This is a genomic window from Thermodesulfobium sp., assembly GCF_053498235.1.
In genome coordinates this window covers 27906-43360 of the sequence record NZ_JBRCUV010000030.1, presented here as the reverse complement: position 1 = coordinate 43360, position 15455 = coordinate 27906, and the positions used below count along the sequence as shown (strand labels likewise).

Below are 15455 nucleotides of genomic sequence, written 5' to 3'. Positions count from 1 at the left end.
TGTGACAGGTTTTGATAGGGCATCATTACTGGATTATCCGATATATAAACTTTGCGGCAAAAGGGTGTTTGTGAGGGCGGATCTAAATGACCCAGCTGACTCAGATGGAAATCTTACTGGAGATATGAGATTGAGAGCGGTAGTCCCTACATTGGCATATCTGTGTGCTGCAAAGGCTAAGGTAATTTTGGCATCTCACTTTGGGAGACCGAAGAATAAAGAATCCAATTTTTCTTTAAAAGGTGTGAGAAAAAAGTTATCAGAAATGCTTAACTTCAACATAAACTTTATTGCTGAGTGTAATGGAAAGGAGTTAGAGGATTTTATAGCTAATAGTTTAAAAGATGGCGAGATTTTGCTCATTGAAAACCTTAGGTTTTGCCCTGGAGAGACAAAAAATGACATGCACTATGCCAAATATCTTGCATCCTTAGCGGATATCTTTGTTCAGGAGGCTTTTGGGGCATGTCATAGGGAGCACGCTTCTATAGCGTCTATGCCAAAACTCTTGCCTTCTTTTGCGGGGTTTCTACTTGAAAAGGAGGTTGTTGCCTTGAGCAAGATTCTTAAAAGTCCAGAAAGGCCTTTTCTTTTGATTCTAGGGGGCAAAAAGGTTTCGGATAAAATAAAGTTGATAAATAACATGATTGAAAAAGTAGATACAATATGTATTGGTGGTGGAATGGCATTTGCCTTTTTGAGAGCAAGCGGATACGACGTAGGTAAGTCCTTTGTTGAGGATTCTATAGACGATGTTGCACGTCAAATTTTATATAAGGCTGGCGAAATTGGAAAGAAGATAATTTTACCAGTTGATGTGTTGGTTGCAAAGGATATATTTAGCGGTAGCGAGTGTAGGTTGGTGGATGCCCATAGAATTCCTGCAGATTGGTATGGAGTGGACATTGGACCTAAAACGCTTGAAATCTTTAAAGAAGAGATAATGAAAGCAAAGACAATTTTGTGGAATGGTCCAATGGGAATATTTGAAATTCCTGAGTTTTCTTGGGGATCAAGGGCGCTTGCCTTATCGATTGCTTTAAGCGATGCGGTAAGCGTTTGTGGTGGTGGTGACACAGCTGATGTCTTAAGGCTAACAAATCTTATTAACTACTTTTCTCACGTTTCTACTGGTGGTGGAGCTGCGCTTAAATTCTTGGAAGGTGAAAGGTTACCTGGAATTGATGCTCTACCAAAAAAGATGTAAGTTGAGCGGATAAGTGAAAATAAAAACATAAAAAATTTTTGGAAGTGGGTGTGTATATATTGAGAGTTCAAAAGGGTATAGATCTAAGCAGATTCATACTTGAAGAGGAAAGAAGGTATCCTTTGGCATCGGGTACACTCTCGCGCATACTTATATCAATTGAGAATGCTACCAAGATAATTTCATCGCATATAAGAAAAGCTGGTCTTGTGGACGTTCTTGGTAAGGTAGGCAGAATAAACGTTCAAGGTGAAGAGGTCCAAAAACTTGATGAACTGGCAAATAACTGGCTAGTTGAACACCTTGCATCTACGGGTGATTTTTTTGCTGTGGCATCGGAAGAAATGGAAAAGGCTTTTTTTCCTGCAAACGGAAGTGATGGTAAATACGTTATCAGCCTTGATCCTTTGGATGGATCTTCCAATGTGGACGTGAATATCAGCGTGGGCACTATATTTTCTATTCACAAAAGAATATCTGACGATGACGCCTCTTTTCTTCAAGAAGGACGAAAGCAGGTAGCTGCAGGTTATGTGATATATGGCTCTTCAACTATGTTAGTATATTCTACAGGAAACGGGGTAAATGGCTTTACTCTAGATCCGGCAGTGGGATCGTTTATCTTGTCTCATCCAAATATAAAGTTGCCAGAAAGAGGTAAGATATATGCGTTTAACGAGTCTAATTACAAGAGATGGTCGAATGGCATAAGAAGATATGTGGACACAGTAAAGGAGAAGGGTTATACGCTCAGATATGTGGCTTCAATGATAGCCGACGTACACAGAACCCTTTTGAAAGGCGGAATATTCGCATATCCAGCAGATAACGTAAACAAAAATGGAAAAATAAGAATACTCTATGAGGCCAATCCTTTAGGATTTTTAATAGAGCAAGCTGGTGGAATTGCGAGCAATGGGAATAGCAGCATTTTGGACGTAAAGCCAGAATCCCTTCATCAGAGGACGCCAATTTTTATGGGAAGTAAGGCTGATATGGAAGAACTGCTTGCTATCCTTAAAGAAGGGTAGAGGAAAGATTATGAGCAGGATGCTCGCGAATACTCCACGAGCAAGATGCTCGTGGTACTATGAAAAACTTTTCACGAGCAAGATGCTCGTGGTACTATGGGATGCTAGTGGTACTATATATGAAAATTTGGAGGTAAGATGAAAATTTCAATTGCTACTGACCACGGTGCTTTTGATCTGAAAAATAAAATTAAAGATTATCTGGAATCCCTTGGACATGAGGTAGTTGATTTTGGGTGTTTTAGCAATGATAGCGTAGACTATCCTCCAATTATAGCTAAAGCTGCGAATGCTGTTTCTACGGGGAAGTGTATGAGAGGGATAGTACTTTGTGGTTCGGGAATCGGTGCCTCGATTGTTGCTAACAAGATAAAGGGTATCAGATGTGCTTTAGTATATGCTCCTGAGCTTGCAAAGCTAGCAAGAGAACATAACAACGCAAATATGATAGCTCTTGGAGGCAGGTTTACTGACTTTGAAACTGCAAAGGAACTTGTAGACATATTTTTGAATACCGAATTTCAAGGAGGCAGACATCTTAGAAGAGTAGAGCAGATTGCGGAATTAGAAAAATTTTTATAAATCTTTAATGGAGGAAAGCAATGTTAATATCGGGTTCTATCCTGTCAGCTGACTTTTTGAATTTTGAGAAAAATATAAAGGAATTAGAACCATATGCTGATGCTTGGCATGTGGACGTTATGGATGGGCACTATGTGCCCAATATATCCTTTGGGCCACAATTTGGGACTTATTTGGCGAAGTGTTCGAAATTGCCAGTATCTGTTCACCTGATGGTAAGAGAGCCTGAAAAGTTTGTAGCCCTTGTTCCAAAGACTGTAAGGGAGGTTACATTTCACCAGGAGGCAACTGTTGCTCCAGTAAGATTTTGTGCAATGCTAAGGGAAATGGGCTTTTTGCCCGGGGTGAGTATTGGGCCAGGAGTACACGAAAGCTCTATACTCGAAATATTGCCTTTTGTGCACCACGTTCTCTTTATGAGCGTAGAACCTGGATTTGGAGGGCAAAGCTTTATAGAATCGGTTTTCGAAAAGATAAAGAGGCTGATTAAACTTTATCCTGATAGAAGTTTTGAAATATGGGTTGATGGTGGAGTGGATATGTTTTGGGGAGAGAAGTTAAAGGAAATTGGCGTAGATCTCGCTGTTATGGGCAGCGCATTTTTCAAGGCTAAGAATCCAGGAGAATTTAACAGGCTTAGAGGTTAAGTGCTTTGTAGTGTATAATAATGCTAAGTTTATACATTAATGGTGGGAGTATATATTGGAAATATTCTTTATATCACTGTTAATTGGCTTTTTGATCGGTGTTGCTCTGTACTTTATAAAGAATAGAAAAAAGCCTAATTAAAAGTTTGATTTTTTAAATCTATAGCCTCTTCCTTTTCTATTGGATGATTTATTAGGACATCAAGAGCTCTTAGTGCCGATCCACTATGGATTGGATTTTTATCAATTGAACCCATTAGCTTTTTTGCGTACTCTTCGATGAAATATTCGTACTTAATTTCTTCTGGGAAATTTCTTAAAAGCTCCATCATACTCATAAACATATATGGTCCTGGAGCTGATAGAGGCATGTCTAGTAAATACTCTATCTGATTGTATATGCCCATTTCACTTTCAACTTCAAAAAATCCACTTTTTCCCCTATTCCAAAACCTATTAAGAGCAATATCTATAATCTTTTTCGAGAAATTAAGGTATTTTTCTTCCTTTGTTATGTAAAATAATTTTAATAAACTATAGCCAAAGTATGCATAGTCAGACAATATGCCCGGTTTTTTTTGCGATCTTAAGAGGTGTGAATTTTGAAACCTTTTACTAAGGAGCATGTCTGCAGTTTTTAAAGCTTTTTCAAGAAAATATTTGTCTGAGGTTGCCAGATAGCTCTCACAAAAGGCCTCTACCACAAGGGAATTGACGTCAGTATATATTGATCTATCTACAAATTTTTTCCCGTCAATTTTAGAACTAGAAGTGTAGAATCCACCTTCCTCTGATTCATTTGCAGAAAAGTATTTTTTAAACTGATTTATCGTTTCCTTTAGATCAGGATTAACAAAAGTTCTAAAGGCTTTCGAATATAACCTCAATAGTTCTGCATTGTCTGCGGTTGTCTTTTCTTCCCTGACACACTGCCAAGCTTCATCGGCAGCACATCTATAAAATCCACCTTCTTCTCTATCGTGAATTTTGCTATTTGCCATAGTCTTTAGCACTAGTAAAACTGCCTTTTTGATCTCTTCTTTTGTATTTGGTTGGTTTTCGTGAAGGTATTGATTTACCATTATTTCAAAAAGAGATGGAAAGTAAAACTTTTGGTCCAAGGCAAGACTGCCAGATACATCATCCCAATTTTCAAGCACTTCCATTACGGAAAAGTGTATGATATTGTTATCTATTCCCATTGGTTCTGTGTGAAAGTGTTTTTGGATTAGCTCTTCGTTATTTTTCGAAAGCTCCTCTATTTTCTCTCTTGCTTCTTTAAACATTGCAAGAACTCTTTCAAGGATGTCTTTAAATCCTATTTCTTCGTTTGTTTTTCTATATACAAAGCCATAAAATGCCCTTCCCTCAGGAGTTAAAAATACTATTAGTGGCCATCCAGAATCTTTCATAATTACTGAGACGCTCTCCTGATATCTTCTATCAACTTCAGGATGTTCATCTCTATCTACAAGAACTGGAACGTAATTTTCGTTTAGAATGTTGAAAATATTTGGATCAAAAAATACCTCCTGTGTTATTTGGTGGCATTCCTTACACCATAGAGCGCATGAAACGAGAAATATTGGTTTGTCTTCACTTTTTGCTTTATCAAGGCATTCTTTAGACCACGGATACCAGTTGATAGGGTCATCTTTATGTAGTCTTAAAAATTCGCTGTCTGTATCAATAAGCTTGTTCATTCTTTAAGCCTCCATTTATTTTGGAAAAAAATTTTTTACAAATCTACATTATACATTAATAATTGAATTTCTAAAGTGTTGTTAAGAGTTGACCGATCAATCAACTTAATATCTTTTTGTTTTAAATAATCATAAGTGTTATGTTTTAGTACTCTACTCTTTCAACTTTGTAAGCAGTATCTTCTAAAGATTTATCCAATTCCTCCTTACTGATGTTTCTATTGCTTTTAATATCAACGATACCTGTTTTTAGGTCTACCTCAACCCTTTCAACTGAGTCTATTTGAGAAAACAACCTTTCAACTGTTTTCTTGCAGTGCATACATGTCATGCCTGATACGTAAGCTTTCATCTTTTCACCTCACGAAACTTTAAATATTTTTTCTAAATTTGGCTTTTGGTCCTTAAAAGTTCCGTAAAAAAATTGATCTTTAACTACTGTAATGGGGGCTATTCTAACTCCAAACCTTTTATAGGCTTCTTCTGCTTTGCCAGGGAGGGTAATGTCGATTTCGCTATAATGAATATTATTTTTCTTTAACCAGCTTTTGACAGCTGCACAGTCAGGACATCCTGGAGAAGTGTAGATAATAACTTCATCTTTCATTTTTTGCTCCTTTAATTTTTTTTTGGAAACCTACTTATCTAAAACTATAAACTTTCCGCACATGCCTTTTGGGCATGAACAAAAAACTTATATCTTAAAATTTCTAAGCCTAATAGAGTTTGTGACTACAAAAACAGAGCTTGTTGCCATTGCTGCTTCAGCTATGGCTGGGTGAAGCATTCCCAAGGCTGCAAAAGGGATTGCAATTATGTTATAGAAAAAGGCCCAGAAAAGGTTTTGTTTAATTTTTTTAAAGGTTGCAATTGATAATTTTATTGATCTAACTACATTTATAAGGTCATCATTCATCAACGTGATGTCGCTAGCTTCTTTAGCTATGTCTGTTCCTGTTCCTATTGAAATTCCTATATCTGCTTGTTTTAAAGACGGAGCATCATTAATGCCGTCACCAACCATTGCTACAACAAGCCCTATATCTTGAAGTTTTTTAATATGTGATATTTTATCTTGAGGCAATAAATTGGCAAAATATTCATCAATGCCTAATTGATTTGCAACGTATTTAGCAGTTTCTTCGTTGTCTCCTGTTAACATGACAGTTTTGATGCCCATATTTTTAATTTGTTTGATTGCCTCTTTTGCATTAGCTTTAATATTAAAGGAAAGAGCAATGAGCCCCAAAAAACCTCTTCCCTCTTCATAAGCTATTGCCAAAGTTTTGCCAGTAAATTCGGATTTATTTATGTCTATCTTAGGCGCAATATTTTCAATAAATTTAGGGCTTCCCACGATAATTTTCCTATTATTTAGATAACCTTCTACTCCTAATCCCGGAATTACTTTAACTTCCGTGAAGTCTATTTTTGAAATGTTGTAACTCTTTGCGTATTTATTTATTGCTAAGCCTATTGGGTGCTCACTGTAGCTTTCAAGCGACGCAACAAGAGCTATAAATTCATTTTTATCAATATTTGGAACTACATCGGTTACGTATAATTCTTTGTCCGTAATTGTTCCTGTCTTATCGAATACAAATACGTTTACGTCTTTTGCCCTTTCGAGTGCCTCACCCGATCTAATTAGGATTCCTTTAGATGCTCCGAGTCCTAATCCAACCATTAGTGCAGTTGGGGTGGCTAGCCCTAAGGCGCAAGGACAGGCTATGACAAGAGTTGCGACAGATGCGTATATTGATGCTGAAATTGGGTTGGGATTGGGATTTATCCATGGAAAAAAGGATTTAGCCCAAAAATCTATTGTACGTAGAGTGTCTGGGAATAACATCCAAATTATAAACGTTAAAACTGCTAAAACTATAACTGATGGGACAAAAATTGAGATAACTTTATCGGCAAACGCTTGAACGGGAACTTTAGTGCTTTGTGCCTCTTCTACCAATTTTGTGATCTTTGACAAAACAGTGTCTTCTCCTACTTGACAAACCTTTATCTTTATTGTGCCTAATTGATTTATTGTGCCACCAATTACTTTATCCTTCGGAGCTTTGGGTACTATTAGGCTTTCACCAGTAATTATCGACTCATCTACAGCGCTGTTACCCTCAATAACTATTGAATCTGACGGAATTTGTTCTGATGGCTTTACAAGAAGAATATCTCCTACTTTAACATCATCTATGTCTATTATTTCAATTGAACCATCTTGTTTTATTAGGTTAGCCTTTCTCGGACTTAAATTTAAGAGTTTTTTTATTTCTTCGGAAGCCTTTCCCTTTGCTTTTGTTTCTAAATATTGTCCAATAAGATAAAAGCTTGTGATCATAGCTCCTACTACTGAATAATCAGCAATTTTTTGACCAAATAAATTTAATAAACCTGTTAAATAAGAAGATGTTACCCCAAAGAAAATTAAGACGTCCATGTTGGTATTCTTGTGCAGTAATGCTTTTATAGCACTTTTTATAGGATCAAGACCAATTATAAAAATTACCGGAAATGATACGAGAACGTTTATTAGGGTATGATACTTTAACTCAACGTTGAATACCATGTGTAAAAACATGATAAGGCTTAAGGGAATAGTTATAACAAAGGCGTAGATCATCTTTATTTTTGCCTTTTTTACCTTTTCAATTAAATCGTCGGTTTTATCCTTTTTATGATATAAAACCTTAGAATCCATTGAATTAGCGCCCTTTGTTTCTCTAATTAGATCTGAAGTGGACTCTTGTTCAACATCTGTCTCAAATTTTTCTAGTTTTGATGAATAGCCAGCCCTTTCAATTGACTGAGAAAGCTTGTAAGGATCAAGATTTTCACCTTCTACAACAGCCCTTTCAGTTACAAGGTTAACGACTACGCTCTTTACTCCTTCAACCTTTTTTAATGCCTTTTCCACGTTTATAGTGCATGATGCGCAGCTCATACCTTCTATCTTTAAAATTATTTTCTGCATTTTATTTTAATCTCACCTTCGTGTAATTTAATATAAATATATAGTTTAGTATAACACTGTATTAATAGAATTTTTACACTCGACATTCCTCAAAAATAACTATAGTAACGCGAGCATCCTTGCTCGCGAAAGTTTTTTTATTTTGTAATCTATTCAGATAGATTTTATTTTGAGGAAAGACGCACTTTTTTTTGGTATTAGATGAAGCCGTGTTAAAATAAATTATGAATAGAATTGCTAAAATCTTACATTCCTCAAACAGAATAGGCTGATGTTTACTCTGAGAAAAAGAATAATTTTGTTAGCATGCATGTGTGCAGCCAGTTTTATGGTAAGTCTAGACGTTAGCGTTGTAAATATTGCCTATCCCTATTTGAGCAAGGTCTTTAACGTGACTATTGAAAGCATTTCAAGTCTTGCAATATTTTATCTACTCTCCCTTTGTTCAATGCTTATTATTTTTGGAAAGATTTCCGACCTTGTAGGCGCATCGAAGGTATTTTTGATAGGTTCTCTTTTGTTTTCAATTACTTCACTGCTGTGTGCAGTTTCTGGCACTTTTTATTTTATGTTGCTTGGGAGATTCTTGCAGGGTATAGCATCGAGCATGATCTCAGCTACCACAGGTGCACTGATTTTCCAGCGTTTGCCAAAAGAGTATATTGGTAGATCCTTTGCTGCAGTTACGGGATTGGGTGGGATTGGATTTGCATTTGGTCCTCCAATAGGTTCATTCTTGATAGAGAAGTTCGGATGGCATTCTATTTTTCTGATTAACGTGCCTATAGGTTTTTTGATCTTTTTCTTTGCCTATTTGTCTCTTTCAAAGGCTGAAGAAACAAGACCTAAAAGTAAGATTGATTTTTTTGATCTTTTTTTGATCTTTTTTATAATCTTCTTCCTGATATGCATATTAATTTTGCACAGAGTTATTTATGACTTTAATCTTCTCTTATTACCGTGGATTGTGTGGTTTTTGCTTTTAATTTTCTTTATACATTACGAAAAGGGTAAAAAAAACGCAGTTGTTGATTTCCTTGTCTTTAAGAACAAAAACATATCTTTAGCCCTTATATCAAGCCTTTTAATAGTTTCTTTATTTGATGGCTTTAATTTTATAATACCATTTTATGCAATCGGTGCTATGGGCTTTAGTCAAGAATTAACAGGTTTCTTAATTGGTCTTGCTAGTTTGATAATTATTTTTACTGTTCCTCTAATTGGTTTTTTGTCGGATAGATTCGGACACAGGAAGGTGTGCATCATTTCTTCACTTAGCGTATTTATATCCTCCTTTTTGTTCTTTTTTATAGAAAGGTTTGATTTTATATTTTATTTTGTAATTGCCATTGTTTTTGCAGGAATTGGCGTGGTTGGGTTTTTTATTGCTAGCCCATCTCTTATTTTGGGACATGTTAAGAAGGCGCAAAGCGGTTTTGTGTCTTCTTTTATTCAGGTAGTTCAGAATCTTGGAGCGATAATTGGCATATATATTTTTAGTGATTTTTATGGGAAAATAGATATAGACGTGGCGAAAAATTTGTTAGAAACTGGATTTCACAACGCTTGTATTTTTGGGATATTTTTAAGTTTGACCGTGATAGTATTATCTTTTTTTACTTTTGAAAAGGGGTAGTTATGAATATTAAAGTGTGTCCTTTTCAGGTTCTTGTTTCAAAGGTGAACGGAAAGTCTTTGATATGTATAAATTGTCTAAGTGAAGAGAAAGAAAAGATCAAGTTATTTGATGAGCACTTTAAGCCAAGCTTTTATGTGCTTGACGAGGGTAATAGTGAAGAAATAGAAAAAACTATAAATTCCTCTTTGAATGAGGGAGCGCTACATTTTGATATAGAAAACAAGTTGTATTTTGGGATGAATAAAAAGTTTTATAGGGTTTATTATGATTTTTCTGAGGACAAGGATGTACAGAGTTTGAAATTCTTTAAAAGATTCAAAGAGTTTAGCGTATTTCACCATGATTTGAGGCCTTCGGTTCAATATATCCTTGAAAAGAACTTAACCTTTTGTGCCTTTAATGAAGTTCAGGTTAATAGAGTTTTAGGAAAGAATATTGTGGGTAGTGAATTTTTTCTGCACAGTTATGATTATCCGAACTTTAGGTCAATGTCATTTTATTTTTTGACTGACAGTAAGGTTCTTAATCCAGATCCTGAACTGAACAGGGTTATATATATGTCTATTTCCACTTCTGAAAGAGAAATATTATTTGATGGGGAAGAAAAGAGCATTTTTGAAAGGTTCTTATCGTTTGTTAGGGAGTTTAGACCGGATATTATATACACCTTTAACATCGAACAAGATGATTTCGACTTTTTGATAGCTAGAGCTAAGAGTTATGGAATAAATTTAAAATTTAATGACAGTTTGCCCGTTAAGGGTTTGTTCGGTTCAATCCAGCTGGATGGTATTGTGTTGTTCGATCTGTTCTGTTATGCCCAAACTCTTTATGAACTAAAGCAGAAAGAGCTTAAAAGAGTCTTGAAGTTTTTGAATATTAGCTCTCGAGAAAACCTCATTCTCGATCATATTGAACTAGTGAAGGCAATTGAGCTTTTGGATAGCGAAAAGCTTACTATGCATTGTCAAGCTTCAGCAAGATCGATCTTTGATCTTGGAGAGCTAGCCAAGCAATTATACTTTCCCCTCTCGCAAATTACTTTTATGCCGCTTGATATTGTAATTTTTGCGCCTACAGGATTTAGAGTAGAACAGTTATTTATGAAAAAGAGTTATTTGCAAAATATGATCGTACTACCTAAAAAGCGTCATGTTAGCGATTCTTACGAAGGAGGTATGGTTTTAAAGACCTCTCCTGGGCTGTATAAAGGCGTTGTGGTTCTTGATTTCAAAAGCATGCTCCCCTCGATTATGATTAGGTACAACATATCTTTTGATACCTTTGTTGAAGGTGATACCAATGAAGAATGTTTTGAGTCTCCGAAGAAGGGCTATAAGTTTAAGAAGAGTCCAGATGGGTTTTATAAAAAAATTTTACAGGATCTGATTTCTGAGCGAGATAAAATAAAGAGGAGCATGAAGAACTTTGCTGATTCTACAAAGGAATACATCTTCTTAAACGCTAAGCAGAAGACCTTGAAGATAATTACAAATGCGTGTTACGGTTATGCTGGATGGCAGAACGCTAGATGGTTCAAAAAGGAAGTTGCGGAAGCTACGTCAGAGTGGGGCAGGAAGACGCTTGCAGATGCAATTGAAATGGCTAATAATTTGGGGCTCAAGATTATATACGGTGATACGGACAGCTTGTTCGTTAAGGAAGACGAAAAAATTAATAAATTTCTCTCAGAATTGAAATTGAGAGGGGAAGAAGTTAAAGTTGATGAAGTTTTTAAGTCAATTATCTTTACTGAAGCCAAAAAGAAATATGCTGGAATAAACGATAAAGGAGAACTAGTTTTAGTAGGCTTTGAGGGGGTACACGGTGATGTGCCTGAAATGATTAAGATGGTGCAGGAAAGAATATTGCAATCCGTTTTGAATTTTGAAGATTTTAGTGCTGCAATAAATATCTTAAAGGATGAAATAGATAAGCTGAAAAGAAATGAATATCCATTGATGTCTTTTGTTATTTACAAGTCAGTTAACAAGAATATCAACTCATATGAAGTGAAAGCTCCTCACGTTGAGGCTGCAAAAAGGTATATCCAAATGGGATTTAAACTAAGATCAGACAATCTTTTCGGATATGTGATAAAAAAGGGAAGCGGTCCTATCAATTCTAGAGCCATGCCATACTTTTTTGTAAAAGTTGAGGATATAGATGTTGATTATTATATAAAAAATCTGTTGGTGCCTTCGGTTTCGAGGATTTTGTACGGTGCCTTTGGTAAAGAGATTTCCTTTAAGAACGACAAATTAGTTGTAAAGGAAGAAAATAACGTAAAAGATTATCTCTTCTCTTAGGGAAAGTTGGTTATAATTAAAAATTAAAGTGTGTTCTAGTTGAGGTGAAGAATGTACGTAAAGATGTTGAAATCAAAGATCCATAGGGCTAGGGTGACTGAGACCAATCTTAATTATGAGGGGAGTATAAGCATAGACAGGGCTCTAATGGACGAAGCTGACATAGTACCAGGGGAGGCAGTTAGCGTTTATAACGTAAATAATGGTGAAAGATTTGAGACGTACGTTATTGAAGGGGAAAGAAATTCTGGCATAATAGGTTTAAACGGCGCTGCTGCAAGATTGGCCGTGCCTGGAGACTTGATTATTATTGTGTCATATTGTTGGCTTGAGAAAAGTGAAATAAAGGATTTTGTGGCAAGAGTTGTACATGTCGATGAGCAAAACAGAATAGTATGAACGATATAAATCAAGATGAATTAAAAAAATACATACGTAAGAATTCGATACTAATAGCAATAGTCTCAGTCTTTATTACTTTCATTTTATTTTTATCTGATTATTTGAATCAGGGGTTTATTTTTAAACTTGTTTTATTAACTCTTTCTTTGTTAGTTATATTATTAATTCTTTCAAGAGCCTTCAGGAGAGGTAATATGAGTTTTATTTTGTACAACACGAAAGTAAGGCCATATAGAATTGCTGAAGAGCTTTCCAAAGAGTTAGAGTCAATTCCTGAAGATTCTTTAGTTTATACTCACTTTCCAGGCAAATATGGTGATTTGCTATATTTATTGGTAATTCAGGGCTCTGGTATTTTCATTATAAATGTCTGTTATACAAAAGGTTCCTTCTCAATAAAGGGTAATGAATTTTTTTTAGATAACGTTAAGCCAAAAAGGGATATTTTAACAATGTCTTTGAGAAACAAAGTTTGGTTGGAAAATATAATTAGAGAAACTTTGAAAGAGGAGATTAGCGTCTTTTCTGTGATTGTTTTTATTAATTCTGACATAAATGGCATTATTGAGTTAAATAATGTATATTTAATGAATAGGGAAAGCTTGGTAAATTTTTTGAATAAAAATAGAAATATAAAGATAAACATGAAGGATATTTCGAAGCTGTTGAGAAAAATTATAGAAAAATATAGCTTAAAGGAGTAGATAAGCCGTGAAAAGCGATGAAAACTTTGAACAGAGCATAACAGATAGGGTTGGAAATCTTGATGCAGGAAGACCAAATCTTGGTTTATTGATGCCTGTATTTATGTGCAGGTTTTTCTTAATTTCTGTGCAAGAGAAATTAAGGGAAAAATTTGGTCAACTTGAAGCTGACAAAGTATTTTACGAAGCCTTCTTTTTGGCTGGAAACGAATTTTGCGAAAAATTTGTTTCGCACGAGGGAGACGTTAAGAAATTTTTGATTTCTTTACAGACATCCTTCAAAGACCAAAGGCTTGGAATCTTGCAATTAGAAGATATTGACTTAAACTCTTTATATTTTGAAGTTAGTCTCTTAGAAGACGTTTTTTGTTCTGGAATTCAACAAGAAGAACATCTTTTAAGCCTGAGCGAGGGGTTCTTGGCAGGAATATTTAGTTTTTATTTCAAAAGGATCTTTGAGGCTAGAGCGCTGAGTTTATGGAACGGTTTAAATCCTAAAAGCACATTTGAGATAAAGCCAAAGAGGGCTATAAAATCTTCTTGATGCTTAAGCGGCAGTTTGAAAAGATTAAGGATAGACTTGTATATTGTGGCTTCCTGGTAAAAGATATTAAAGAAATTCAATACGGTTTTCAAATGAGGGTTGCTTATGGGGAGGAGGAAGGGGTTATAAGAGTTTTTGAAAGCAAGAAATACGGGGTAAAATTGGATACCTCTTTAATTAGAGGTTATAATCTAGCAAAAAAGGTTGATATTTGTCTGGGTAACAACAAAACTGAGTCAGATTTAACAAAACTTGAAGAAGAAGGTCAGTTTGACTTTTATGTTGGATCTGACGAAAGCGGAAAGGGTGATTATTTTGGTCCTCTTGTGATTGCTGGCACAATGGTTTCTAATGAAAATTTAAATCGTTTGGAGTCTCTTGGGATTAAAGATAGCAAACTTTTAAAAGAAGATAGGATCTTTTACCTTGAATCCGAAATCCTTAGATTACGAATTCCATATAAAATAATAACCTTACTGCCAGAAAGGTACAACGATTTGTATGAAGCCTATTCTTCAAGAGGTTGTAATTTAAACGATATTCTTACTAAATTTCATTTCGAGGTAATAAATTCTTTCATTGATGACGAGAAAAGATTTAAAGTTGTAGTTGATAGATTTTCTATTAATAGTGGTTTGGAAGAGATGTTTAAGAGCTATAAAAACGTAAAATTTTGTGAAGTAGAAAGGTCTGAGAGTAAGTTTTTATATGTGGCTGCAGCCTCAATTTTGGCTCGTGCGAAATTTTTAAAGGAGATGAAAAGGCTTTCAGGTGAAATAGGATTTACCTTAAAAAGAGGGAGCGTGGGCGTTATGGATTTGGCGCAAAAAATTGTTGATACTTATGGCCTCTTTGGGTTAAAAAAGGTTGCAAAGTTACACTTTAAAATAACAAGAGAGCTTAAGTCTTGAAGACAGTTGAACTCTACACCCTTGCAAGTTCAAGTGCAGGCAATGCGACCTTACTTAGAATAGGAGATTATAGATTTCTAATTGATGTAGGGGTTAGTACTTTATATCTTAAAAGATCCTTAGAGAGACTCCTAATTAGAGTTGAAGATATAGATGCAGTTTTTATTACTCATGAGCATATAGACCACGTGAGGGGGTTAGAAACCTTTACAAGAAACTATAGAATTCCTGTTTTTATTAGAGAAGGTTGTCTTAATGTAATTTCAAAAAGGATCTTAAATAAAAATAATTTCCAGGTTTTAGATGATGATGTGAAGTTCGGTGATGTGTGCGTCTCCTTTTTTCCAACTCCGCATGATGCAGTTGATCCAGTTGGCTATAAGTTTTCCTATAAAGATTTTTGTTTTTCTTACGTTACTGATCTAGGAGAGGTTACCAGCGATATAAAGTATGCAATTGATTGTTCGGATTTGCTAGTTTTAGAGTCAAATCACGATATTGAAATGCTTAAAAGCGGCTCATATCCATATTATTTAAAAAAAAGAATTCTTTCTTCAAATGGACATCTTTCCAACAAAGATGCAGCTTTAGCGTTATTGAATTCTAAATTAAAGAGAAGAAACATTATTCTTGCTCACCTGAGCGAGAAGAATAATTGTATTGATTTGTTAAAGAAAACCTATAAGGAAATTTTAGGGAAAACAAGATTGCCCTTTAAGATAAAGGTTGCACAACCGAGAGATATCGTTGGCATTAAAATCAGCATATGACCCTTTTTAAATTGATTTTATTT

The 15455-nt window shown here is 35.1% G+C and carries 16 protein-coding genes; 12 read left to right on the top strand and 4 right to left on the bottom strand.

Annotation, left to right across the window (positions count from 1 at the left end; all coding sequences use genetic code 11):
* Position 1: 1 nt before the first annotated feature.
* Genes ACWIUX_RS03770 through ACWIUX_RS03750 form a run of 5 tightly spaced genes read left to right on the top strand, consistent with a single transcriptional unit; the run spans position 2 to position 3467 of the window.
* Positions 2–1207: a phosphoglycerate kinase gene (locus ACWIUX_RS03770; protein ID WP_448589389.1), complete on the top strand. Its 1206-nt coding sequence runs from the start codon at positions 2–4 to the stop codon at positions 1205–1207.
* A 59-nt stretch (positions 1208–1266) separates the two neighbouring features.
* Positions 1267–2238: a class 1 fructose-bisphosphatase gene (fbp, locus tag ACWIUX_RS03765; RefSeq protein WP_448589388.1), complete on the top strand. Its 972-nt coding sequence runs from the start codon at positions 1267–1269 to the stop codon at positions 2236–2238.
* Between the two features lie 10 nt (positions 2239–2248).
* Positions 2249–2380, top strand: a complete 132-nt coding sequence (locus tag ACWIUX_RS03760; protein ID WP_448589387.1) for a hypothetical protein — start codon at positions 2249–2251, stop codon at positions 2378–2380.
* The gene (gene rpiB, locus ACWIUX_RS03755) at positions 2377–2820 is read left to right on the top strand and encodes a ribose 5-phosphate isomerase B (RefSeq protein ID WP_448589386.1); all 444 of its coding nucleotides are present in this window, start codon (positions 2377–2379) and stop codon (positions 2818–2820) included. Before ACWIUX_RS03760 ends, rpiB begins: the two co-directional genes overlap by 4 nt.
* A gap of 20 nt (positions 2821–2840) precedes the next feature.
* A complete protein-coding gene (locus ACWIUX_RS03750) occupies positions 2841–3467 on the top strand; it encodes a ribulose-phosphate 3-epimerase (protein ID WP_448589385.1) in 627 nt (208 codons plus the stop codon).
* A gap of 134 nt (positions 3468–3601) precedes the next feature.
* Here ACWIUX_RS03750 and ACWIUX_RS03745 read toward each other — a convergent pair whose 3' ends face one another.
* The 4 genes from ACWIUX_RS03745 to ACWIUX_RS03730 all read right to left on the bottom strand — a co-directional run bounded on the left by ACWIUX_RS03745 (position 3602) and on the right by ACWIUX_RS03730 (position 8153).
* The gene (locus ACWIUX_RS03745; RefSeq protein ID WP_448589384.1) at positions 3602–5170 is read right to left on the bottom strand and encodes a DUF255 domain-containing protein; all 1569 of its coding nucleotides are present in this window, start codon (positions 5168–5170) and stop codon (positions 3602–3604) included.
* Between the two features lie 145 nt (positions 5171–5315).
* The gene (locus tag ACWIUX_RS03740) at positions 5316–5522 is read right to left on the bottom strand and encodes a heavy-metal-associated domain-containing protein (protein WP_448589383.1); all 207 of its coding nucleotides are present in this window, start codon (positions 5520–5522) and stop codon (positions 5316–5318) included.
* A gap of 9 nt (positions 5523–5531) precedes the next feature.
* Positions 5532–5777, bottom strand: coding sequence for a glutaredoxin family protein (locus ACWIUX_RS03735; protein WP_448589382.1), 246 nt, complete (start codon positions 5775–5777; stop codon positions 5532–5534).
* Between the two features lie 87 nt (positions 5778–5864).
* Positions 5865–8153, bottom strand: coding sequence for a heavy metal translocating P-type ATPase (locus ACWIUX_RS03730; protein WP_448589381.1), 2289 nt, complete (start codon positions 8151–8153; stop codon positions 5865–5867).
* Between the two features lie 271 nt (positions 8154–8424).
* Here ACWIUX_RS03730 and ACWIUX_RS03725 point away from each other — a divergent pair, with 271 nt between their 5' ends.
* From ACWIUX_RS03725 to ACWIUX_RS03695, 7 genes are all read left to right on the top strand, one after another.
* Entirely contained in the window at positions 8425–9789 is a 1365-nt protein-coding gene (locus ACWIUX_RS03725; protein ID WP_448589380.1) for an MFS transporter, read from the top strand.
* Positions 9790–9791: 2 nt separating this feature from the next.
* Positions 9792–12101 (top strand): DNA polymerase domain-containing protein, encoded by a 2310-nt coding sequence (locus ACWIUX_RS03720; protein ID WP_448589379.1) that lies wholly within the window; start codon positions 9792–9794, stop codon positions 12099–12101.
* A 51-nt stretch (positions 12102–12152) separates the two neighbouring features.
* Positions 12153–12500 (top strand): aspartate 1-decarboxylase, encoded by a 348-nt coding sequence (gene panD / locus ACWIUX_RS03715; protein WP_448589378.1) that lies wholly within the window; start codon positions 12153–12155, stop codon positions 12498–12500.
* 197 nt (positions 12501–12697) lie between these two features.
* Positions 12698–13207, top strand: coding sequence for a hypothetical protein (locus ACWIUX_RS03710; RefSeq protein ID WP_448589377.1), 510 nt, complete (start codon positions 12698–12700; stop codon positions 13205–13207).
* A gap of 7 nt (positions 13208–13214) precedes the next feature.
* Complete coding sequence (locus ACWIUX_RS03705) at positions 13215–13751, top strand: hypothetical protein (RefSeq protein WP_448589376.1); 537 nt, start codon at positions 13215–13217, stop codon at positions 13749–13751.
* Positions 13751–14662, top strand: a complete 912-nt coding sequence (locus tag ACWIUX_RS03700; RefSeq protein WP_448589408.1) for a ribonuclease HIII — start codon at positions 13751–13753, stop codon at positions 14660–14662. The genes ACWIUX_RS03705 and ACWIUX_RS03700 overlap by 1 nt, the downstream gene beginning before the upstream one ends.
* Positions 14659–15432 (top strand): MBL fold metallo-hydrolase, encoded by a 774-nt coding sequence (locus ACWIUX_RS03695; RefSeq protein ID WP_448589375.1) that lies wholly within the window; start codon positions 14659–14661, stop codon positions 15430–15432. Before ACWIUX_RS03700 ends, ACWIUX_RS03695 begins: the two co-directional genes overlap by 4 nt.
* The last annotated feature ends 23 nt before the right edge of the window (positions 15433–15455 follow it).